At 54.2% G+C, this 20,294-nt stretch carries 24 protein-coding genes, 1 tRNA gene and 2 riboswitches; of the genes, 13 read left to right on the top strand and 12 right to left on the bottom strand.

What is annotated here, in order from left to right; genetic code table 11:
• The first annotated feature begins 74 nt into the window (after positions 1–74).
• The 5 genes from KNP95_RS13715 (at position 75) to KNP95_RS13695 (ending at position 4,756) form a co-directional block, all read left to right on the top strand.
• Entirely contained in the window at positions 75–965 is an 891-nt protein-coding gene (locus tag KNP95_RS13715) for a hypothetical protein (RefSeq protein WP_131471185.1), read from the top strand.
• Positions 966–1,028: 63 nt separating this feature from the next.
• On the top strand, positions 1,029–1,694 hold the full coding sequence (locus tag KNP95_RS13710; RefSeq protein WP_029595409.1) for a response regulator transcription factor: 666 nt from the start codon (positions 1,029–1,031) through the stop codon (positions 1,692–1,694).
• Entirely contained in the window at positions 1,691–3,037 is a 1,347-nt protein-coding gene (locus KNP95_RS13705) for a sensor histidine kinase (RefSeq protein WP_214837832.1), read from the top strand. The genes KNP95_RS13710 and KNP95_RS13705 overlap by 4 nt, the downstream gene beginning before the upstream one ends.
• A 67-nt stretch (positions 3,038–3,104) precedes the next feature.
• The gene (locus tag KNP95_RS13700) at positions 3,105–4,112 is read left to right on the top strand and encodes an ABC transporter permease (RefSeq protein ID WP_058763750.1); all 1,008 of its coding nucleotides are present in this window, start codon (positions 3,105–3,107) and stop codon (positions 4,110–4,112) included.
• Complete coding sequence (locus KNP95_RS13695) at positions 4,109–4,756, top strand: ABC transporter ATP-binding protein (protein ID WP_035385665.1); 648 nt, start codon at positions 4,109–4,111, stop codon at positions 4,754–4,756. Before KNP95_RS13700 ends, KNP95_RS13695 begins: the two co-directional genes overlap by 4 nt.
• Before the next feature lie 54 nt (positions 4,757–4,810).
• Here the strand turns inward: KNP95_RS13695 and KNP95_RS13690 are convergent, their stop codons facing one another.
• Entirely contained in the window at positions 4,811–5,239 is a 429-nt protein-coding gene (locus tag KNP95_RS13690) for a hypothetical protein (RefSeq protein WP_029595405.1), read from the bottom strand.
• Between the two features lie 183 nt (positions 5,240–5,422).
• On the opposite strand from KNP95_RS13690, the gene KNP95_RS13685 reads away from it, so the two are divergent.
• Positions 5,423–6,322, top strand: coding sequence for an alpha/beta hydrolase (locus KNP95_RS13685; RefSeq protein ID WP_021067521.1), 900 nt, complete (start codon positions 5,423–5,425; stop codon positions 6,320–6,322).
• Here KNP95_RS13685 and KNP95_RS13680 read toward each other — a convergent pair.
• Entirely contained in the window at positions 6,279–6,977 is a 699-nt protein-coding gene (locus KNP95_RS13680; RefSeq protein ID WP_214837829.1) for a CPBP family intramembrane glutamic endopeptidase, read from the bottom strand. The genes KNP95_RS13685 and KNP95_RS13680 overlap by 44 nt on opposite strands.
• A 78-nt stretch (positions 6,978–7,055) precedes the next feature.
• Between KNP95_RS13680 and KNP95_RS13675 the strand changes: the two genes are divergently transcribed.
• Together KNP95_RS13675 and KNP95_RS13670 are read left to right on the top strand one after the other, a co-directional pair.
• Positions 7,056–7,748 carry a lytic transglycosylase domain-containing protein gene (locus tag KNP95_RS13675; RefSeq protein WP_251131218.1) on the top strand — a complete coding sequence of 231 codons (693 nt, stop codon included), beginning with the start codon at positions 7,056–7,058 and terminating at the stop codon, positions 7,746–7,748.
• Positions 7,749–7,782: 34 nt separating this feature from the next.
• A complete protein-coding gene (locus tag KNP95_RS13670; RefSeq protein ID WP_214837826.1) occupies positions 7,783–8,370 on the top strand; it encodes a hypothetical protein in 588 nt (195 codons plus the stop codon).
• 15 nt (positions 8,371–8,385) lie between these two features.
• Here the strand turns inward: KNP95_RS13670 and KNP95_RS13665 are convergent, their stop codons facing one another.
• The 9 genes from KNP95_RS13665 to KNP95_RS13625 form a co-directional block, all read right to left on the bottom strand.
• The gene (locus KNP95_RS13665; protein WP_251138566.1) at positions 8,386–9,120 is read right to left on the bottom strand and encodes an energy-coupling factor transporter transmembrane component T family protein; all 735 of its coding nucleotides are present in this window, start codon (positions 9,118–9,120) and stop codon (positions 8,386–8,388) included.
• Positions 9,120–10,448: an ABC transporter ATP-binding protein gene (locus KNP95_RS13660; protein WP_214837823.1), complete on the bottom strand. Its 1,329-nt coding sequence runs from the start codon at positions 10,446–10,448 to the stop codon at positions 9,120–9,122. The genes KNP95_RS13665 and KNP95_RS13660 overlap by 1 nt, the downstream gene beginning before the upstream one ends.
• On the bottom strand, positions 10,441–11,016 hold the full coding sequence (locus KNP95_RS13655) for an ECF transporter S component (RefSeq protein ID WP_114166245.1): 576 nt from the start codon (positions 11,014–11,016) through the stop codon (positions 10,441–10,443). The genes KNP95_RS13660 and KNP95_RS13655 overlap by 8 nt, the downstream gene beginning before the upstream one ends.
• On the bottom strand, positions 11,009–11,602 hold the full coding sequence (locus KNP95_RS13650) for a Ykof family thiamine-binding protein (protein WP_214837820.1): 594 nt from the start codon (positions 11,600–11,602) through the stop codon (positions 11,009–11,011). Before KNP95_RS13650 ends, KNP95_RS13655 begins: the two co-directional genes overlap by 8 nt.
• Before the next feature lie 81 nt (positions 11,603–11,683).
• A riboswitch (TPP riboswitch) is annotated at positions 11,684–11,784 on the bottom strand.
• A 61-nt stretch (positions 11,785–11,845) separates the two neighbouring features.
• A complete protein-coding gene (locus KNP95_RS13645) occupies positions 11,846–13,039 on the bottom strand; it encodes a GTP-binding protein (protein WP_214837816.1) in 1,194 nt (397 codons plus the stop codon).
• A gap of 104 nt (positions 13,040–13,143) precedes the next feature.
• A complete protein-coding gene (locus KNP95_RS13640; RefSeq protein ID WP_214837815.1) occupies positions 13,144–13,407 on the bottom strand; it encodes a hypothetical protein in 264 nt (87 codons plus the stop codon).
• A gap of 12 nt (positions 13,408–13,419) precedes the next feature.
• Positions 13,420–14,301, bottom strand: coding sequence for an SMP-30/gluconolactonase/LRE family protein (locus KNP95_RS13635; RefSeq protein WP_214837812.1), 882 nt, complete (start codon positions 14,299–14,301; stop codon positions 13,420–13,422).
• A 177-nt stretch (positions 14,302–14,478) separates the two neighbouring features.
• Complete coding sequence (rlmN, locus tag KNP95_RS13630; RefSeq protein WP_058763765.1) at positions 14,479–15,540, bottom strand: dual-specificity RNA methyltransferase RlmN; 1,062 nt, start codon at positions 15,538–15,540, stop codon at positions 14,479–14,481.
• A 69-nt stretch (positions 15,541–15,609) separates the two neighbouring features.
• Positions 15,610–17,013, bottom strand: coding sequence for an amidase family protein (locus KNP95_RS13625; RefSeq protein WP_214837809.1), 1,404 nt, complete (start codon positions 17,011–17,013; stop codon positions 15,610–15,612).
• Between the two features lie 111 nt (positions 17,014–17,124).
• Between KNP95_RS13625 and KNP95_RS13620 the strand changes: the two genes are divergently transcribed.
• A complete protein-coding gene (locus tag KNP95_RS13620) occupies positions 17,125–17,286 on the top strand; it encodes a hypothetical protein (RefSeq protein WP_214837806.1) in 162 nt (53 codons plus the stop codon).
• 44 nt (positions 17,287–17,330) lie between these two features.
• A riboswitch (SAM riboswitch) is annotated at positions 17,331–17,432 on the top strand.
• A gap of 64 nt (positions 17,433–17,496) precedes the next feature.
• Complete coding sequence (msrA, locus tag KNP95_RS13615) at positions 17,497–18,009, top strand: peptide-methionine (S)-S-oxide reductase MsrA (protein WP_021067535.1); 513 nt, start codon at positions 17,497–17,499, stop codon at positions 18,007–18,009.
• 29 nt (positions 18,010–18,038) lie between these two features.
• Here msrA and KNP95_RS13610 read toward each other — a convergent pair whose 3' ends face one another.
• Positions 18,039–18,902 (bottom strand): GRP family sugar transporter, encoded by an 864-nt coding sequence (locus KNP95_RS13610; protein ID WP_021067536.1) that lies wholly within the window; start codon positions 18,900–18,902, stop codon positions 18,039–18,041.
• A gap of 134 nt (positions 18,903–19,036) precedes the next feature.
• Here KNP95_RS13610 and KNP95_RS13605 point away from each other — a divergent pair.
• The 3 genes from KNP95_RS13605 (at position 19,037) to KNP95_RS13595 (ending at position 20,187) form a co-directional block, all read left to right on the top strand.
• A tRNA-Ala gene (locus KNP95_RS13605) sits at positions 19,037–19,109 on the top strand.
• Positions 19,110–19,222: 113 nt separating this feature from the next.
• Positions 19,223–19,555 carry a four-helix bundle copper-binding protein gene (locus KNP95_RS13600; RefSeq protein WP_021067537.1) on the top strand — a complete coding sequence of 111 codons (333 nt, stop codon included), beginning with the start codon at positions 19,223–19,225 and terminating at the stop codon, positions 19,553–19,555.
• 65 nt (positions 19,556–19,620) lie between these two features.
• Positions 19,621–20,187: a 3'-5' exonuclease gene (locus tag KNP95_RS13595; RefSeq protein ID WP_214837803.1), complete on the top strand. Its 567-nt coding sequence runs from the start codon at positions 19,621–19,623 to the stop codon at positions 20,185–20,187.
• Positions 20,188–20,294: the final 107 nt, after the last annotated feature.

Genomic DNA, 20,294 nt, shown 5'->3' with positions numbered 1-20,294 from the left:
GGTTGATTCATACAACATGTCGAAATTTGTTTTTGGTATACTAAATGATATGAATGCAAGAAAGGAAGTGCAACATGGCCAAACGTCCTCTGACCCCTCGCGAGAGTGAATTGATTGCCACCGCCCTGTTCGTCGTCGGACACGTCCCATACGTCGGGCATATCGACCGGCTCGAATCAATCACGCTAAGAGATATCGCCGATGATTATTTGAGTGGAAAAAATTCCGTCACCGACGCCGTCGAGGCGCTCGATCAATACATTTTCGTCCGCCGGCATCGCTTTAAAAATGTCACACCGAACAATCTGTGGACGCTCGACGACAAGACCGAACAAGAAGCGCTCCGCTACATCGTCCGACGTCCGGAACTGAAAAAAGGCGAGACGCTCAACAAACAGAACCAACCGTTCACGGTCGGTCAGGATATCGAGTTCAAAGTCGATAAGCAACTCGACCGTGGCCAGTTCCGAATTTACATCGGCAAACTGAACGGTTACACGGTCAAAGCCCAGTCGAAAGACAAAGACAAGCTCAAGACGGTCAAAGGATGGATCACCCACCTCGACCGCAAGGACCGTCTCGTCTTCGTCAATATCTCCGAATTCGGACGTGAGCCGATCGAGTCAGAAGCCAAGGCGCGACTCGAGGCAATGAGTGCCGGACTGCTCGGCTGGTTCGCGACGGCCACGTTACCGTCCGAGGCGGAGGCACAGACGGCCAAGCAGATGATTGCCACGTTGCAGCGTCGGGACCAACCGTATTGGTTCACGTTGACCGTTGCGATGAACCATCCGAAGCCCGAGCATGTCAAGCGCTGGGGAACGGTCGTCAACCTGCTCGTCAAAGCGAGCGCGGGCGATACGACCGCGCTCGAGACGCTCGAGGCCCAAGAAGACAAGTACTTCAAAGATGCCTTCCTGCGGGCGCTCCGGGCGCTACACAAAGAACTGACCAAAGCGACATAACGGCCAGGTGACCTGACATGGGTCACCTGTTTTCGATGTCCTTCATGAGAAAGGAAGAGAGTCATGCACGTACTGATTGTTGAAGACGACCTGGCTATCCTGCATCTGATTGAAACGACGTTACAGCGGGCCGGTCACACCGTCACCACGGCCATGGACGGAAACGTCGCCGAGCGACTGTTTTTAGAGCGACCTGCAGATGCTGCCGTGATTGACATCCTGTTGCCGGGCCAAGACGGGCGAACGCTCTGTTCCCGGCTGAAGCGATTGACGGATATTCCGGTCATCCTATTGACCGCCCTCGGGGAATGGGAGGAGAAACGGAGCGGTTTTGAGCACGGGGCCGACGATTACATGACGAAACCGTTCATTCCGGAAGAACTGCTCTTCCGGCTCCAAGCCGTCGCGAAACGTTACGCCAAGAATGCGGCCACGGTCGTCACTGCCGGACCGCTCAAACTCGACTTGCGTGATTATCGGCTCGAACTTCATGAGGAGACGATCCACTTGCCGAAAAAAGAGTTCGAGCTGCTCTATCAGTTGGCTGCGTTTCCAAGTCGTGTGTTCACCCGTGATGAATTGATTGAGCAAGTATGGGGCCTCGAGTTCGAAGGCGACGACCGGACGATCGACGTCCACATCAAGCGATTGCGGGCTCGCCTCCGTGACGAAGGCAACATGATTCGGACGGTGCGAGGCGTCGGGTATACGCTCGAGGTGACGCCATGAAGACGCTATACACGCGAATCGTCTTGACCGTGTTTATGATTTTATTGTTGTCGGGCGCTATCGCCCTGCTCGTCAGCAACGTCGCCTACTACGTGTGGTGGCAACCGTCCTATAGCGACAAGACCGAACAGACGGCTGAAGCCGCGAAAGCGTACTTCGAGGCCCATACCGATGGTGAGACGTCCACATTTTATACACTGCTCGCTCAGACCGGCTATCAGTTGTTCCTCGTACGACCGGACGATACGATTGAACGCTATGGCGGAGCGTTCCGGGATGAGCGGCTCGACACCGACGTCATCGCCTCCGTCCGGTCCGGTGAAACCTACGACGGGATGCACACCTATCCGTTCCACTTGTTTTTGCTCGGACTGTTCGACAACGAGGTCGTCAATACGTATGGGTTTAGCATCGATGGTGAGGATGCCGTCTTCATCCGTCCCGATCTGAGTGCCCAAATCCGCGAGCTGCATTTATTCGTCGGGTTGTTCTTCGCCTTGTTGACCGGGCTCGCCTTCATTTTGATTGCCTTGTCGACGAGTCAACTCGTCCGCCCGTTGCGGACGTTGACCGCTGCGACCGATTCGGTCGCATCCGGGGGTCGGCCGAGCGATCTCCCACTCGAGCGCAACGATGAGATTGGCACGCTCTCCCGTCGCTTCAACGATATGGTCGACTCGCTTGAAAAATCGGAAGGCGAGCGCAGACGGTTTGTCTCGAGCGTCTCCCATGAGTTCCAGACCCCGCTCACTTCCATCAAAGGCTACGCCTCGGAACTCGTCGCGACGACCGACGGTGACGCGAAAGCGCATGCCGCCATCATTCGTGACGAGGCGTCGCGCCTGTCCGAGCTGACGAGACAATTACTGCTCCTCGCCCGGCTCGACGAGGCCAACGTGTCGTTAACGACACCGGTCGATGTGCGTGCGTCCATCGAGGATGTCATCCGGCGGCACACGTTCCAACTCGACGAGAAAGGAATCGCTGTCGCCACAGAACTCGATTCGACGCTCATCGTGACCGGTGACCCGCTATTGCTGGCACAAGTGTGGTCCAACTTGCTGACGAACGCGATTCACGCTTCTGCAGACGGTGGCCTCATCACCATCAAGGCGTATCAAGGCGAACGCCCGACCGTCTCGATTCAAGACGTTGGTGTAGGCATGGATGAAGCGACGAAGGCACGGCTGTTCGAGCGTTTCTATAAAGGCGACGCCTCACGATCCGGACGAGGCACCGGGCTCGGCCTCGCCATCGCCCGAGATATCGTCCACCTTCACGACGGTACGTTGACGGTCGAATCTCAGCTCGGGGCGGGTACCGTCTTTTACGTCACGTTGTAGTCATGTTCATATTCCGTTCATCTTGGTCGGTTATGCTTCCTTCATCGCTATGAAGGAGGCTTTTTTTATGAACTTAGGATTAAAAGAGATGTGGCGGCAAAAACGAAAATTTTCGCTCATCTTCGTAATCACGCTACTCATCGTCTTGTTGTCGACATTGATCACCGGACTCGCGGACGGTCTGGCTTATGATAACGGGGCCACCTTGCGTGAACTCGATATCGAGACGTTTCAACTGGCCGATGATGCCGACGGGCAATTGACCCGCTCATTCATCGAACTGCCGACACCCGATGCGCTCACCCCGCTCGGCGTCAAATCGATGACGCTCGTCCATGGGACGAAAAAACAGGATGCCACATTATTCACACTGCCGAAAGATTCCACAATCGGGCCCGAGCTTGACCTCGCTGTCGGGGACGTGCTCGTCGACCCAAGTTTTCTCGGTGACGTCGAAATCGGAGACACGGTTCGCGATTTTGCGTCCGGGTATGCATTCACCATCGTCGGGACGACGGACGGTCGCTATAGCCACGCCCCGGTCATCTGGGCAACACAGGACACGTGGGAAGCGTTCCAGACGGCTAGCGGTCAGCCCGCCTACGTCTCGGCCTGGCTCGGGAAGGCTGACACCTCACTCGCTACGATGACGAAACAAGACGTCGTTGAGGCCGTCCCTGGGTATACGGCAGAACAAGGCACATTCACGATGATGCGCGGCTTCTTGCTGTTCATCGGCGCATTCATCTTGACCGCTTTCTTTTATATGTTGACACTCCAAAAGCTCCCGGAGCTCGGGATTTTGAAAGCAATCGGGATTCGTCCCCGTGTGATCGGCACGGCTCTCGTCATCCAGGTCATGGCCACGGTGCTCACGGCGAGCCTGCTAGCCACGGTGCTGACAGGGTTCACCGGCACGTTCGTCCCAGACGCCATCCCGTTCCGGTTCGACTTGGGCAACGTGCTCGCATATGGTGCGGTCATGGCCGTCCTCTCACTCATCGGGACGTTGTTGCCGCTTTGGAAATTGCGCCGGCTTGACGCCGCCGACGCGCTAGGAGGAATTGGACAATGAAATTGACGAATATTTGCCACACGTATGATGGACAACCCATTTTGCGTGGCATCGATTTACAGGTCGAGCCCGGGGAATGTATCGGCATCATCGGACCGAGCGGTAGCGGGAAGAGCACGCTGCTCCAAATTCTTGGTTTATTGAAACGACCTGACGTCGGGCTCATCGAGCTCGAGGGACGGGAGTTGCTCGCTGCGAGTGAAGAAGAACGACGCTTGCTTCGCTTGAATGAAATCGGCTTCGTGTTTCAGCAGGCCCACCTCGTTCCATATTTGACGGTTCGAGAACAACTCGAGCTCGTCCAGGCCGAAAGCGAATCTAAACAAGACCCGCTCCACCTGCTCGACGTCCTCGGTCTGAGTCATCGCCTCAATCAACTGCCGAAACACTTGTCGGGCGGCGAACGGCAGCGCGTCGCCGTTGCCCGAGCCCTCATCAATCGGCCTCGACTCTTGTTGGCCGATGAACCGACGGCGAGCCTCGATTTCGAGAACGGGCGCCGGGTCATGGAGTTGCTCGTCGCCGAGGCGCGTAATCACGGACGTCGAGTCCTCGTCATCACTCACGATGAACGCATGCTAGACGTCTGCGACCGGGTCCTATTGCTTCAGGACGGTCAGCTTCAACCCTCGCCCCGACATTAAAAAAAGGGAAGACCGCGTCCATCGCGGCCTTCCCTTTTTGTTGTTCAAGGTTTGTCACATGGCGTGCACGCGAGCCGGCAGCTCGACCCACTCGCCCGATAGATGGCCCAAATGATGCGTCAGCCAAGCGTTGAAACCGATGACGAGCGTCAATCGACCCGCTTCATCGATGCCCGCCGAGACGACACGAATCAATCTCTCCTCGATATGTTGCGAGACGAGAGTGATGCGGGCGAGTGCGAGTACGGACCGGACGATTTCATCGGCCGACACGTCAATGGAAACGGCGATGTCCGGGACCGATAATTCGATTGCCTGCCCAGGCCGACATAAGTAGCGGTCAATTAACACGTCCAAGACGATTCCATGTTGCCGTTCCCCGCTCGTCGGAGCGCGATAAAACGTCACTCCCTCAGTCGTCGTATAATCCGTCTGTCCCATCAAACATGCCTGTAAAAATTGATACATCGCCTGTCGCTCCATTGGTTCATATCCTCCCACTTGGTGACTATTCGCTACCATCATATGTGGCAACTCTATTCGGCACAATGTGTCTTATCTAACATAAGCCTTGGCGTTCCGTCATTGAAAACACACCATGATCCATATGGCGCGTGAATTGGGAACGCGTTTTCGGGTACAATAATGGGGAAAGGAGCGGTTCATATGCAGAAGAGATGGAAGGTTGGACTCGCAACATTATTCACTGGCTATTATGCCATCAGCTACTATGCGTTCAAACGCATGACACGAGGGAAACGCAAGACGCCCGAGATGCTGTTGGCCCCCTACACGAAGGAAGATCAATCCTTTTATCACGACGTGCCGTTTGAGCACGTCTCGCTCCGCTCGCAAGACGGATATCGCCTCTATGGGCGTGTCTACCGAAACGAAGGCTCATCGAAGTGGATCGTCTTCGTGCACGGCTATACGGCGTCCCACAGCTTCATGGCCCCGCATTTGGCGATGTTCCATCGCCTCGGCTACAATCTGCTCGCCGTCGATTTGCGGTCCCACGGCGAATCCGAGGGCGTGTACGCCTCGTACGGCTATCATGAGAAACATGACATCGTGGATTGGGTCGACTGGTTGCGGGTTAATGAATCCGTCTCCGAGGTCGGGCTGCATGGCGTGTCGATGGGCGCCGCCTCGATTTTACAGGCCGGTCCATTGACAGATGTCGATTTTTTGATTGCCGAGTGCCCGTTCGATGACATGAGACAACTCATGCGCCATCAGTTGAACGTCTTACACCGACTGCCTGGTGATTTGTTGTTGCCGGGAATCAATTACTTCCTTTGGACGCGAGCCGGATTCCGGATGCACCAAGTCCGACCGAAACGAGCGCTCGCGGCAATCGATGTGCCGGTCTTGTTCATCCATGGGACAGAGGACGATTTCGTCCCGACCTGGATGTCCGTCGAGATGAATGCGCTCAACCGCAAAAATGAGATCGCCCTCATCCACGGCGCGGAACATACGAACTGTATTTTGAAAGACCAGCCCGCGTATGAGGCGGCCGTCAGTCAGTTTCTGAATCGACGACGTGAATCGGTCCAGCAATAAGATCGAGCAAGGCATGAACGACCATCACCGGCCAGAGGATACCCATCGCCACATATAAATAACCGAGCCCCCACCCGACGAGACCGGTCACGAGGATGCCTCGGACACCTTGATAAGCGTGGGCCAACCCGAATAACGCTCCGCCGATCAAGGCGAGCATCGGGGGCGAGACGTCCACCCACAATGTGACCGTGTAGAGCAGCACGCCACGGAAGATGAACTCTTCGGTCACTCCAGCCGTCCAAGACACGGCGCCCCACGCTCTCGCCTCCTGAATCGTCTGAGGCAACAGCAACCGTTCAATCTCGAGCTCATAATATGTCCGTAACCGGCGCCGCAAACCTGGAGACGTTTTCACGAGCAGATAGAACGCGATCAATGCGGAGATGAGGACGCTCGTCAAAAAGAAGAACTGCCAGGCGCGCAAATCCCCCTCGGCCGGGGCGAAGCCGAGCCCGACCGCTTCAGGCGGGACCTGGAACAAAAAGACGAGGGCGAGCAACAGCAAACAGAGCCCCCACGCCGATTTGATGGTCTGATCGTACACGCGGCTTCGTCCGAGCGTTTCAATCATCGGTTTCATCAACCGGGCGTTGAACAATTGGACAATCAATAAATACACGAGAATGATGGTAAAGACGGCCTGTTCGAGCATGGATATCCACTCCTGTCCTTCCTGTTAGCTATATGCTACACTATTCGGGTATTGTCTAGAAAGCTAGGAGGCGGAATCTTGAAACGATTGATTTTGCGACTGACCGGTCTCTTGCTTGTGATCGTGCTGTGCCTCGGCGCAATCGGCTGGTTTGGTCAACATGATAAAGTGAACAACGCCCTTTTCCGGGCCTATTACGGGGATCATGGCATCCCCGCCGTCCATCGTGACGTTTATGAGGATGCGGCGGCGACCTATGACGTCGATTGGCGACTCCTCGCCGCGGTCCATCGCGTCGAGACGATTTTCTCCCATAGCTCATCGATGCGTTCATCGGTCGGGGCGATCGGTCCGTTCCAATTCATGCCGCGGACGTGGCTTGGTTGGCAGTACGACACCGACGACCAAAAAGGAGATGTCCCCGAGGATGAAGTCGATTTGACAGACCTCGCCCTCATCGAACAGTATGGCGGTCTCGGACGGGACGGCAACAATGACGGTCAGGCCGACCCGCACAGTCTCGTCGATTCGGCCCATACGGCTGCATATTATTTGAGTGAGCACGGTGGGACGACGGCAGACTCGACTGATTCGATTCGGAACGCCATCTTCGAGTACAACCGAAGTGAGCAGTATGTCAACGATGTGATGTCGTTTTATGAGTCATATCAAACTGACGTGTCTTATTTACCAGATGACAAGGCGTCGGCGACGCAACAAGTCGCCCGCTATACGATTCGCTATTTGGAATGGTTCGCCGGCTGGGTCTGACCTGGCACTATTTGAGCAAAAGTGAGGAAACATTATGAACACCCATATCGAGGAAGTGACGATTCGCGTCAAGTCGGTCTTCAATGAGGACAAGACGAAACGATATATGCGAACGTACGAATTCACAGATGTCGTCGACGGCGTCATCTGTGCCGTCATCATCTACTCACCCCGGATGAGCGATGCCTTCTTGTCTGGCACGACCACACAGAGGGCGTATATGCTCATGCGTAACCATCTCGATCAACCGATCCGTGAGATGCGCGTCATCAGTCTCGTCCCGACACTCGCCATCAATGACAATCTGCCTTACGTCGAGTCACAGCTTGACGAGGTCAACTTTCATTACGTGGAGGAAACGCTCGACGAGGTCGAGGCGACCGGCGGGATGGCAATCGTCGGCTGGGGCTCTCCAGGGCGCTTGATGCACCATGCGACTCCGTATAAGACGCTGTTCGCCGACCACGAGGCTCATATGTTCTGTATCGGTACGACGTCCAAAGGCGAGCCGCAACAGATTCGTATGGCCAACGAGAACACTGTGCTCGAGGCGTTCAATAACGAATCGGTCAAACCGAAGTTTAGAATCGTGAAAGAAACGAAACAAGACGACTCCGAGTGAGTCGTCTTGTTTCGTTTATATGCCAATCCATACGCTCACTCCGAACAATAGAAGTAAGAGCGACGCCATCAGAAAGTCACTCCGCGTGACGGGAACCAGTTCATAGGTAGCTCGAGGCTCCCCCGTGAACCCGCGTGCCTCCATCGAGAACGCGATGCGTTCCGCTTGTCGGATTGATCCGGCCAGAAGCGGGATGATTAAATTCGGAACGTGCCGAATGCGTTCGAGTCGCGTCTCTAAACGAACGCCTCGCAAAGCATGCGTTTCATACAGCTGCATCAGTTCATGCTTCAAAATCGGAAAGAAACGAAAGCCGACGAAGACACTGTAAGCGATTTTAGGCGACAACTTCCCTTGTTGCATCAAGCTGTAGACGAACCGTTTGGGGTCCGTCGTCAATGTGAACAGGAGTGACAACGCGGTGAATGCTAATACCCGTAAGGAGAGCGTCGCTGCTAGTATCACATTTTCGACGGTGACGTCGTTGCCGAACAGCGTGAACATGACCTCCCCGCCCGTCTCTTTTCCAAAGACGAGCGTCGTCCACAATGTCCCGAGCGCGGTGAATAAAAACGGAATCATGAATAGCCCCCACCGCTTCCAGTTCACGTTAGAAAAAAGAAGTTGAAGTATAAGCGTTCCGATGAATACCGCAAGCGGCGTCCATGGATTGTACATAAAGGCAAGACCGAACATGAGACACGTCACGGTCATAAATTTAATCGTCGGATTCATCTCTTGAAACGTCATCACGATTCCTCCAGCAATAAACCGTGAGCTTGTAGTAGCTCTGTCTCATTCCAGAGCGATGCATCATATGGCCCACTCAAGTAACCTTCATGCATCAAGTAATAGGTGTTCGCGATTCGGGCGAAACTAAGGTCGTGTGTCACAAACAGAACCGTCTGGCCGGCGCGGATTCGTTCAACCATCAATTCATAAAGCGCACGAAGCGATACCTCATCTTGTCCAGCAGTCGGTTCATCGAACGCGATGAGCCGTTTATTCGAGAGCATCATCACGCCGATGGCGAGCCTTCGTTTTTGCCCGTGACTAAGCGAGAGTGGGTGGTCGTTACGAAACGGTCCAAGTCCGAGCCGGTTCATGATGTCCCCAATCGGACGATTATGGCCATATGCGAGCTCACATGACACATCACTCGTGATAAACAGATGAGCCGGAGATTGTGGGACGAGTCCGACTTCTTGATGTTCGCGGGCAAGGCTCTTGAGCCAAGTCGATTTGCCACTGCCGTTTCGACCGAGTACGGCAATGAGATCACCCTCGGCGACGGTCAGCTTGCTCGCTGCTAAATTGAATGTTTTTTTGTTTAATTGCGGTACGTGAAATAAAAAATCATCTCCTTTTGTCACCTCGACCGGAGAGAACGTATAATCCGGGCGGGCAACGAACGGTCCATCATAGTTGATGCGTCCGTTCACGAGTTCCACTTCTCTGTCGAAGAACCCGCCCCATAGGAAGGGTCGATGTTCGATGATGACAACGTTTACCGTCTGTGCGACGTTGTCGAGCCACTGAACGAAACGGGTTGATGTCTCGGGATCAAGGTGCGCGAGCGGCTCATCGAGCAGTAGCCATTCTGGCTTCCCGATCAAGGCGCAGGCGACAGCGATTTGTTGCTTTTCTCCACCTGAAAGGTCATGAATGACTCGGTCACGATAATCGGTCAACTGCAATTCCGCTAAAATATTGGCCACACGCGTCATCATCTCGTCCCTCGCCACGGCAAAATTTTCGAGTGTGAAAATCAATTCCTCCTCGACCGTCTGCATGACGAACTGACTGTCAGGATCTTGAAACACCGTTCCGACACGACGATTCACCTCACCAGCTGCATACGTATCATAAGAGCGGTCAAACAAATATAGTTTGCCCGTCACGATTCCATCGCAGTTCTCTGGATACAGACGATTCAACAAAGAGAACAATGTCGATTTCCCCGACCCGCTCGCCCCTGTAATGAGAGTCCTCCCAGCCGTTAATTGAAGCGTGATGTCCGTCAATACTTTGCTCTGTTTTTCCGGATAGCGGAATGACAGCTGTTCTGCATCAACCATGCACACGTCCCTGACGCGCGATGGCATACCCTTCGAGCGCACCCGTCCGAAGCAACAAGTCGCTTAAAATCTTACCTCCCAGACCGGCAATGATCATCCCGCTCGTCGCTCGTAACGCGAACATCGTCGCCACGTATGTCGGACTGAGGGCAGCAAGTCCACCCATGACGTACGTATACGCAAAACTAGTCGCAGCTGCACCAAATCCGGCCAGCATGAGCACCCAAAGGTCATATCGCTTGTAGCTCGTGACCGCAAACGCCGCTTCAGCACCAAGTCCTTGAATGATCCCGACTAAAATAATACGAGGTCCAATCGCGTTACCAATCATCATCTCAATCGTCGCCGCAAGCACTTCGGACAAGAATGCGGCGCCAGGTCGGCGGATGATATAAGCCGCAATAATCGAGACGATGAACCAAATCCCAAAAATCCATTCGTACGCGATCGGTCCAATCAAGCCAGCCCATAGATTCCCGACATGTACGAACGCCAAATAGACGACAGCGAACACGACCGATAAAATGGCCAACAAGACGATTTCTTTTAACTTCCACGACTTAAGCATCGTTACGTCCCTCGTGTGACGGGCTGTTCACGCTGAACGTCACCGTCATGACGACGTGGCTCGTCTTCGCACGGACCCGGTCGAACGTCGCCTCGTAAAATGAAAACACCGGTTCGATGTCGCCGTGAATGCCCGAGGCGTAATGCATCGAGTCATTGAAGACGCCACGCTCTTTCGCAAACGCAATTTCTTCGTAGATGATGTCCATATACTTCGCGTCCCCGAGCGGATAGAGGGCGAACTGGGAAGAGACGTACTGGGTCGATACCGTACCGTTCACAGGATCAGTCGTCACGTCGAGCAGATTGTCTCCTGCCGTGTCGCCTGGGCACCCGACCGAGAACGTCCCGCTCATCGACACATGTTCCCCGGTCTTCGTTGCATGTGACAAGACGGCTTTGGCCACGTCGAACACATGCTCACTGCGTCCCCGGATGACAGTCGAGACGTCATCGGTATGCCGCCAAACGTTTTGCAAGTTCGTCTCTTTCAATGCCCCTTTGATGATACTCACAAAATCAGATGTCATTGGGCTCAGCGTAAAGCGGAATCCGACAATCGGACTCGTACCACATTGGTTGTTCATGTTCTATTCCCCCTTATTGTATGTACACAAAAAAGCCGCATCCATGAGAATGCGGCCACTCGTTCAATGTAAAAATCCATTAGAAAAAGTGCCACACTTCCTCACGCCGGTATTACCCGGATCGAGTCATAAGGGATTGGAGCCATGCTCACATCTCAGCCGAAGCACCCCTAGTGTAGTCCAATGTATGCGGTTATCTATGCAACGAGAAGTATAGACGACCGCTCCGAATTTGTAAACGGTTTATGTGAAAGTCACGATACCGTTCCCCGGAAGCGTGTCCTGCAATGTCGTCCAATCGAGCGCCATCTCCTCATCCGTCAATAGACACGCGTCGAGTCCGGCCTCGATGACCGAACGCTCCATCTGCTGCCCGATCAAGACGAGCTCCGTCTGACGGTCCCCGTACGGCTCGACGAAGTCGGCGGCGAGCTCAGGTTCTGCCGCGAACATGAGATGGCGTTCCTCCTCCGGCAACGTCGCGAGCCAACGTCCCGCGTGTTCGAGCGTCGATGCGTACCCCGCTTGCGAGAATAGGCAAGCGATGTCGTTCCGGGAGGCGATCCATAAGAAACCTTTGGCACGAACGACTTGATCCGGGAACGCCTCAATCCAGGCGTGGAGCCGCTCCGGATGAAACGGACGACGGCGGCGATAGACGAACGAGCTGATTCCGTATTCCTCCGTCTCTGGTGTGTGTGTCTCGGCCTCTAGTTCTTGAATCCAGCCGGCGGCGTGCATCGCCTGCTCGAAATCGAACAGATTGACGTCCAACAGCTCGGTCAGTTCCACGTTCGCGTGGACCGACGTCAACAGTTTGGCGGTTGGGTTGAGCGCCTTTAACAGCCCGGCCATCTCGTCGAGTTCCGTCTCGGTCACGCGGTCCGCCTTGTTCAAGACGATGATGTCCGCGAACTCGATTTGGTCGACGAGCAGGTCGACGACTTCGCGGACGTCCGTCTCATCGATGGCCTGCTTGCGCTCATGGAGCGACTCGCCCGAGTTGAAGTCTTTCAAAAACCGATACGCATCGACGACGGTCACCATCGCATCGATATAGACGCGGCTCGTCAAATCGATACCGAGGGCGTCATCTGCGTATGTAAACGTTTGGGCGACCGGAATCGGTTCTGAGATGCCGGATGACTCGATGATGATCCCGTCGAGCTCACGGTCGTTCGTGATCTCCTGCACCGCTTCGAGCAGATCTTCACGCAGCGTGCAACAGATGCAGCCGTTCGATAGCTCGACCAATTTTTCGTCCGTCCGCGAGAAGCCATTCTGCTCGATCAATCGTTCGTCGATATTCAACTCGCTCATGTCGTTGACGATGACCGCATATTTCTTGCCTGACCGATTGTTCAACAGATGATTCATCAACGTCGTCTTGCCGCTCCCTAAATAACCGGACAGCACCGTGATTGGAATTCGTTTCATATATCCCCACTCCTAAATCGTAATCATTACTTTTTAGATGATGACGGGTCGCGTCTTTCTTGTCAAGAAAAAAACACGCCCGTTTCCGGACGTGCTTACTTCCCCTATTCTTCTAACGCCTTGCGTTCCGCCTCGGAGCGGGGGTACGCGTTCGCCTGCCATTCGGCCCGATATATCGAATCGAGCTGTGTCAAACCGACCTCATCCTCATCCTTATCGGCATCGACACTCGGGGCCTCATCCCAGCGCGGATTCAAATACGTGTGGTTGTCTTCCCGTTTCGCATCCAGTAGTTTTTGGATTCCGACCCTGGCCACGGCCGCGAGTGCCAAACCGATGCCTGCACGAACGAGCAATCGCTTCACCATCTCCTTACCTCCTTATCGTCCAAACCGATAGAGCGGCATTCCTTTCACGTCTGTCTCGATTTTGAAGACCGACCCTGCGTCCGGATGGGCTTCGAGCGCCTCGTCATCCATCCCCTCACGAGCCGTCGTGATGGCGAGTTGGTTCAAATCGTCGCCGACAAAACAGCACGACGTGACGTTCGGGGCCGGCACGAGCACCTCGAGCACTTTTTCACCCGTCTTCGGGTCCCAGCGCGAGACGCGGCCGCCAGCAAAGTGCGCAATCCATAAAAACCCTTCCTCGTCGGACGTCATGCCGTCCGGGAATCCGTCCTCGACTGAAAAATCGATGATTGCCTCTCCTTCGCCGAGCGTTCCCGTCTTCAAGTCAAAGGCGTACTTACGGACCGTCTCGGTCGGTGTATCGATATGATAGAACGTCGAATGGTCAGGTGACCATGTCAGTCCGTTCGATAATGTCAATTCGCTCAACATGACCTCGGTCTTGCCGTCGCGATTCAACCGGTATAGCGTCGCTTGTTCCGCCTCGTCTTCAAGATGGAGCGTGCCGGCGAAGATGCGGCCGTACGGGTCGGCTTTCCCGTCATTGAAGCGTAGCTTTCCTTCTGGGTCGTCGAGTTCGACGATTTTATCGAGCTCTTTTGACGTCTCGTCCCACTCATAAATCCCGTCTTTCAAGCCGACGACGACGCCGTCCGTCACTTTCGGGACCGCGAACCCGATCTGTTGTCCCATATCGAACGACGACAGTTCATCTTCTTTCTCATCGTACCACCAAAGTGTATGTCCCTCGATATCGACCCAATAGAAGCGTTTCAGTTCCGCATCCCAACACGGGCCTTCCCCAAGCGTATTTCGAACTCGAATCCATAACGCAGCGTTTACTGTCTCCATTGAATTGCCTCCACTCTCTACATTGATTTCAAGTGACTATTCCCTGAGGGGGCACTCTCTATTCAACATTTCCCAAAATAGCAACCGCTCGGACGAAAAATACTGAACCGGGCCGGCAATCCATCTAGGGCAGAAGACAAAAAAACTCCTTGAATCAGGAGATTCAAGGAGTCTCTGTCATTTTGCGCCTTCGACATTCATATGCTTGCTGCGCAACTGGCCACAGGCCGCATCGATATCAGTCCCGTGCTCGAGACGGACACCGGTATTGATGCCCCGCTTCTTCAAGACGTCATAAAACGCCATGATGTCCTCAGACGTGCTCCGCTCATACTGAATATGCTCGTTGACCGGATTGTACGGAATCAAGTTGACGTATGACTTGTCTTTAATATCGTCAATCAAGTCGGCGAGTTCCTCGGCGTGCTCCGGCAAATCGTTCACTTTCGATAAGAGAATATATTCGAACGTGATGCGTTTGTTCGTCTTCTCGACGTAATACCGGATGGCCGGCATGAGCTTGTCGAGCGGGAACGCCCGGTTGATTTTCATGATTTGCGTCCGCAACGCATCGTTCGGGGCGTGGAGTGACAGCGCCAAATTGATGCGAAGATCGAGGTCCGCGAACTTATAAATCTTGTCGGCGAGACCGCTCGTCGACACGTTGATTTTACGCGGTGCGATGGCGAGTCCGCGCTCGTCTTTGACGACACGGAGGAAATCGACCAAGTTATCGAAGTTATCGAACGGTTCCCCGATTCCCATGACGACGATATGGCTGACGCGGGCACCTTCTCCGACCTCGTCCAAATAATGTTGCACGGTCATGATCTGTTCGACGACTTCGCCGGCCGTCAAATCACGCGTCTTCTTCAAGAGGCCGCTCGCACAGAAGCTACAGCCGATGTTGCAGCCGACTTGCGTCGTCACACAGACCGAACGTCCGTATTTGTGACGCATGAGCACCGTCTCGATATAGTGTCCGTCATGCAATTTAAGTAAAAATTTGACCGTCCCGTCGCCCGCTTCTTGTTTGACGAACAGGTCTTGCGTCGAGATGACGTATTCGGCGGCGAGCGCCTCACGTACCTCGGCCCGTACCGAGATGTCCTCGATGTGCTTGACTCGGTCGATATAGAGCGAGTCCCAGATTTGTCTAGCGTGGAAGGAGCTGTATCCCCAAGAGACGCACGCTTCCGTCAGCTGATCGAATGTCAGCCCGTATATAGATGGTTTCATTGCTATCTGTCCTTTCTTCAATCCGCATACGTACCATTGTAGCGGACGTGGACGACCTGTGCAACGTTCTTATAACGGTGGGACGGGACGTGTCACGTGACGCTCGAACGCATAGGCGAGACGAATCAAGTCGCGTTCGGCATAGCTCGTCCCGGTGAACGATAGACCGAACGGGGCCCCGCTCGCCTTCAAGCGATACGGGATCGTGACGGTCGGATGGCCGGCTTTCGCCGCCATGTCATAATTGTGGTCATGCGGCAAGACGAGCGCATGAAGTTCCTGCTCGGCCAACAATCGGTCGATGCCGTCTGTCTTGGCGTGATAGACGTCGTCGAGGCGGCGCGTCAAATAGGCGTCCTCAATCAAGCGGCCCGATTGTTCGTTCGCTTTCTCGAACGTCTTCTGTCCATGCGGAATCGTCTCCGGATGACTGTTGTTCCAGTTAATCAAATCCGACAACGTCTCATACGGGAGCGTCGTCGAGGCGAGATACGCCTCGATTCCGAGCTTGAACTCATGGTACAGGATATCCCCTTGGTCGAGCCCTGCTTTCGTCGGCAGTTCGACGGTGACGATCTCGATGCCGCTCTGTTTCAGCAATGCGATCGCTTCGTCGTAGAGCACCTGCTCTTCTTCCGACAGATCGGTCTTGACGACACCGACACGCATCCCGACTGCTTGCCGCTCATCAAGACAAGTCCGGTAAGGCGGACCGGCCGGAAGATGCGTCGTCGCTGGGTCAGCTGGATCTTCCCCAACCATCGCCTCAAGGGCGAGCACCGCATCCCGGAGTGTCCGTGCCATCGGGCCGGCCGTGTCTTGCGACCGGGAGATCGGGATGATGCCGCTGCGGCTAATCAACCCGACGGTCGGTTTGATGCCAACGATTCCGTTATGGACGCTCGGGTGAATAATCGAGCCGCTCGTCTCGCTGCCGACGGCAAGCAACGTCAAGTTGGCCGCGACCGCTGACGCCGAACCTGAACTCGACCCTCCGACATCGAGCTTGTCCCCATATGGATTGAGCGTCTGGCCACCGACCCCACTCCAGCCGTTCGGCATGCCCTCGGTCAAAAAGTTGGCCCATTCGGACAAGTTCGCTTTCCCGAGGATGATGGCCCCGCTCGCGCGCAAGCTTTGGACGAGATGGGCGTCCCGGCCGGCGAAGTGATGCGCGAGGGCGACGGCCCCGGCCGTCGTCTTCATCAATCCCGCCGTCTCAACATTGTCTTTGATCAGCACCGGGATGCCGAGCAACGGTAATCGCTCACCTCGTCGAAACGCCCGGTCGGCCGCCTCGGCCTCGAACAAGGCGTCCGGGTTCACTTGAATGACCGCTCTCAGCTTATCGTTCAACTTGGCGATTCGAGTCAAATAATAGGCCGTCACGTCACGTGCCGTGAACGTTCCTTCTTTATATCCGCGATGGGCGGTCTCTATATCGAGTTCGAAACATGTGTTTGGTTCAGTCATATAGATTCCTCCTTTGGTCACTCGATGGTATTCGCTATCGCCACATGATTTCCTGTTTTCGTTCGCCAACGAATATGTAACTTGGTACACTGAAAGAAAAGGGAGGTTACTATGAACCGTTCGTACGTACTCGTCTTATTGTCCGTCTTTGCCTTGTTCTTCTTACAGCTATATGCCGGGGACGCTCCGTATACGCTACCGCTCTCCATCGTCCTCGTCATCTTGATTCTCGGCACCACCTTGGTCCAACTTCGACGCAAACCAAACCGTTGACGCCGCTTCAAATCTGATGGTATGATGCTCTCACCAACTACATATCGATATCTCGAGTGAACGAGAGACCTGGCTCTATGACTTCACAGCAACCTGCTTCGGCAAGGTGCTACTTCCAGCAAGGCAGTTTGCCTTGGCCGATATGACAGAGCGCTCATGTCGATGACATGAGCGCTTTTTTTTTGGAAATTGATCGAGGGGGAATTACTAATGGAAAAAGCAACATTCGCAGGCGGCTGTTTTTGGTGCATGGTGACGCCGTTCGAGGAACAACCTGGCATCGAGTCAATCGTATCCGGTTATACGGGAGGTCACGTCGATGACCCGACGTATGAACAAGTGAAAACAGGGACGACGGGACACTATGAGGTCGTCGAGATCACGTTCGACCCGACGCTATTCGCTTATGAGCGACTGCTCGAACTGTATTGGATTCAGACCGATCCGACCGATGACGGCGGCCAGTTCCAAGACCGCGGTAGCCAATATGCGCCGGCCATCTTCTATCATACGGAAGACCAACGCGTGAAAGCAGAACAGAGTCGCGACGCGCTCGCGGCGAGCGGACGCTTCAAACAGCCGATTGTCACGAAGATTCTACCGGCCGACACGTTCTATCCGGCCGAGGAATATCATCAAGACTTCCATAAAAAAAATCCGGCCCACTATAAAGAGGACCGGAAGAAATCTGGGCGCGACGCATTCATCGAGCAAGCCTGGTAAACAAAAGACGGGTCGTCTGACCCGTCTTTTTAGCTCTTGGCAATCCCGAGCATGAATCCGGCCACGACGATGAGCCCGATTCCCATAAAGACGAAGACCCGTTCTTTCGTCGTCTTCTCTTCTTTCAATAGATAAATCCCGCCGAGCGTCGCCACGACGACGTTCAATTGGGACAAGGCGAACGACGTCGCGATGCCGACCTCACCGCTTGACACGAACAGCCCGAAGTTCCCGATCCCCCAAGCGAGACCGGCCAAAATGTTTTTGAACGTCTTCGGGTCGAACTTCTTCACATCTTTCTCACGCAGGCTGAACAATAGCGCCGCGATGAACATCCCGACCGATTGCGGCAAGATGGCCGTGATGCCGTCGACCTCGAAATAGTTCGTCAGGACGGCATACGTCACATAACCGATACTCGACACGAGCAGGACGAGCAAACCTTTCTTCAAGGCGCCGCTGCTATCGCCATCTTTTTGTTGTTGGTATGACGTCAGTGCCGCCCCGATGATAATCAACACGAGCGCAGAAAAGCCGAGCCACAACTCGGTCGTCGTCTTCCAATCGCCGAGCACGATGACCCCGAACAACGACGTCCCGACGAGTTGCATCCCAGTGCTGATCGGCATCGCTTTCGATACACTTAAAATTTGGAACGACTGGAACTGTAAATATTGCCCGAGTGCCCAGAACACACCAGAGATGAAGCCGGTCACGATTGCGAGCGTCGTGAACTCCGGATTGAAGACGAGTGCGATGATGACCGCCATCACCATCGCCCCAATCGTCGTCCCGATTAACTGTTGAATCGGCTTGCCGCCGACTTTCGAGACGATAAGTGGGATACTCCCCCACATCAAGGCAGGTAAGAGTGCGAGTAAAATCATTTCCATAGATAACACCTGCTTTCGTAGAATAACATTACCCATGATTTTCCCACGTTTACGCCCGATTAAACTTTGTTCAAAAAAATTTAAAAATACCCATTGCCAAATGTTTTACTAGGATGATATAATAATTTTCGAACGGGGCATTAGCTCAGCTGGGAGAGCGCCACGCTGGCAGCGTGGAGGTCAGCGGTTCGAGCCCGCTATGCTCCATTATGGAAGTCACCACTCATTTGAGGGGTGACTTTTTTGCGTCTCCGCCCGGTTTAAGTCACCTGGTAGCGGGTAATGATTGTAAGACATCATTATTCTAAGGGGGACTTACTATGGATCGTGCCTCTGTCGAAGAGACCATTTTAGCCGTCATCGACTGTATGCGGGCAAGCAATCACTGTTTCTCAAAATGTTTACAAGAAGAGGATTTATTGATGGTCGCCGAGTGTATCCGGCTGACGAAAGAATGTTCGGAAGTGTGTGCGCTCGCCTTGAACGCGCTCGAGACCGATTCGGCTTTCACCAAACCGATTGCTGCACTCTGCGCCCAGGTGTGCGACACGTGCGCCGTCGAATGTGGCCGCCATTTGCATGACCATTGCCAACGTTGTTCCGAAGCGTGTCTCCGCTGTGCCGAGGCGTGTCGCAACCTCGTGGCCGCATAATCGCTTTTTAGTCTAACGATATGTTAGACTTTTTTTATACTTGTTTTATGAGAAAGGGACCAATTATGTCATATTCAATTCTTGCCATCGACGTCGAGACGGCCAACCGCGATAGTCGCAGCATCTGCTCTGTCGGCTGGAGCCTACTCGTCGACGGTGAAATCATCGAGACGAACCAACTACTCGTCAATCCAGAAGAAGACTTTGACGCAGGCAATATCCGCGTCCACGGCATCCGGCCGAGCGACGTCTGGGACGCCCCAGTCTTACCCGAGGTGCTTGAACAGCTCTATCCGACGCTGCGGGATGTCGACCTCGTCATGGCGCACAATGCCTCATTTGATATGGGCGCTTTCAAGAAAGCGATCGCCAAATATGATTTATATACGTTTCCGACGATCGAGTACGGCTGTACCGTCAAGCTGTCGAGAAAACTGTATCCTGGACTGCCGAATCACAAGCTGAACACGATGGCGGAATATTTGAACGTCCCGTTCATCCATCACGATGCGGCTGAAGATGCCCGTGTCTGCGCATTGCTCATGCGCGACATGATGCAAAAGACCGGGATACATGACCCGCGTGAACTGCACCGCTATACATCGGTCAAGATCGGGAAGCTCGCCTATTGAACCATATGCATGCCAGACGAGGCTGGGACATAACTAGCCAGTTCTAAAGTATTTCAATCAAAAAGAGGGGTCCGGTCACCGATTTTCGGTGACCGGACCCCTTCTTT

Source organism: Exiguobacterium sp. s36 (genome assembly GCF_018618345.1).
Classification (GTDB): Bacteria; Bacillota; Bacilli; order Exiguobacteriales; family Exiguobacteriaceae; genus Exiguobacterium; species Exiguobacterium chiriqhucha.
This window is presented reverse-complemented; position numbering and strand designations above follow the sequence as displayed.

Coding starts and splice junctions, on each gene's coding strand:
- KNP95_RS13715 (WP_131471185.1), top strand. CDS start 75: ATGGCCAAACGTCCTCTGACCCCTCGCGAGAGTGAATTGATTGCCACC.
- KNP95_RS13710 (WP_029595409.1), top strand. CDS start 1,029: ATGCACGTACTGATTGTTGAAGACGACCTGGCTATCCTGCATCTGATT.
- KNP95_RS13705 (WP_214837832.1), top strand. CDS start 1,691: ATGAAGACGCTATACACGCGAATCGTCTTGACCGTGTTTATGATTTTA.
- KNP95_RS13700 (WP_058763750.1), top strand. CDS start 3,105: ATGAACTTAGGATTAAAAGAGATGTGGCGGCAAAAACGAAAATTTTCG.
- KNP95_RS13695 (WP_035385665.1), top strand. CDS start 4,109: ATGAAATTGACGAATATTTGCCACACGTATGATGGACAACCCATTTTG.
- KNP95_RS13690 (WP_029595405.1), bottom strand. CDS start 5,239: ATGGAGCGACAGGCGATGTATCAATTTTTACAGGCATGTTTGATGGGA.
- KNP95_RS13685 (WP_021067521.1), top strand. CDS start 5,423: ATGCAGAAGAGATGGAAGGTTGGACTCGCAACATTATTCACTGGCTAT.
- KNP95_RS13680 (WP_214837829.1), bottom strand. CDS start 6,977: ATGCTCGAACAGGCCGTCTTTACCATCATTCTCGTGTATTTATTGATT.
- KNP95_RS13670 (WP_214837826.1), top strand. CDS start 7,783: ATGAACACCCATATCGAGGAAGTGACGATTCGCGTCAAGTCGGTCTTC.
- KNP95_RS13665 (WP_251138566.1), bottom strand. CDS start 9,120: ATGACGTTTCAAGAGATGAATCCGACGATTAAATTTATGACCGTGACG.
- KNP95_RS13660 (WP_214837823.1), bottom strand. CDS start 10,448: ATGGTTGATGCAGAACAGCTGTCATTCCGCTATCCGGAAAAACAGAGC.
- KNP95_RS13655 (WP_114166245.1), bottom strand. CDS start 11,016: ATGCTTAAGTCGTGGAAGTTAAAAGAAATCGTCTTGTTGGCCATTTTA.
- KNP95_RS13650 (WP_214837820.1), bottom strand. CDS start 11,602: ATGAACAACCAATGTGGTACGAGTCCGATTGTCGGATTCCGCTTTACG.
- KNP95_RS13645 (WP_214837816.1), bottom strand. CDS start 13,039: ATGAAACGAATTCCAATCACGGTGCTGTCCGGTTATTTAGGGAGCGGC.
- KNP95_RS13640 (WP_214837815.1), bottom strand. CDS start 13,407: ATGGTGAAGCGATTGCTCGTTCGTGCAGGCATCGGTTTGGCACTCGCG.
- KNP95_RS13635 (WP_214837812.1), bottom strand. CDS start 14,301: ATGGAGACAGTAAACGCTGCGTTATGGATTCGAGTTCGAAATACGCTT.
- rlmN (WP_058763765.1), bottom strand. CDS start 15,540: ATGAAACCATCTATATACGGGCTGACATTCGATCAGCTGACGGAAGCG.
- KNP95_RS13625 (WP_214837809.1), bottom strand. CDS start 17,013: ATGACTGAACCAAACACATGTTTCGAACTCGATATAGAGACCGCCCAT.
- KNP95_RS13620 (WP_214837806.1), top strand. CDS start 17,125: ATGAACCGTTCGTACGTACTCGTCTTATTGTCCGTCTTTGCCTTGTTC.
- msrA (WP_021067535.1), top strand. CDS start 17,497: ATGGAAAAAGCAACATTCGCAGGCGGCTGTTTTTGGTGCATGGTGACG.
- KNP95_RS13610 (WP_021067536.1), bottom strand. CDS start 18,902: ATGGAAATGATTTTACTCGCACTCTTACCTGCCTTGATGTGGGGGAGT.
- KNP95_RS13600 (WP_021067537.1), top strand. CDS start 19,223: ATGGATCGTGCCTCTGTCGAAGAGACCATTTTAGCCGTCATCGACTGT.
- KNP95_RS13595 (WP_214837803.1), top strand. CDS start 19,621: ATGTCATATTCAATTCTTGCCATCGACGTCGAGACGGCCAACCGCGAT.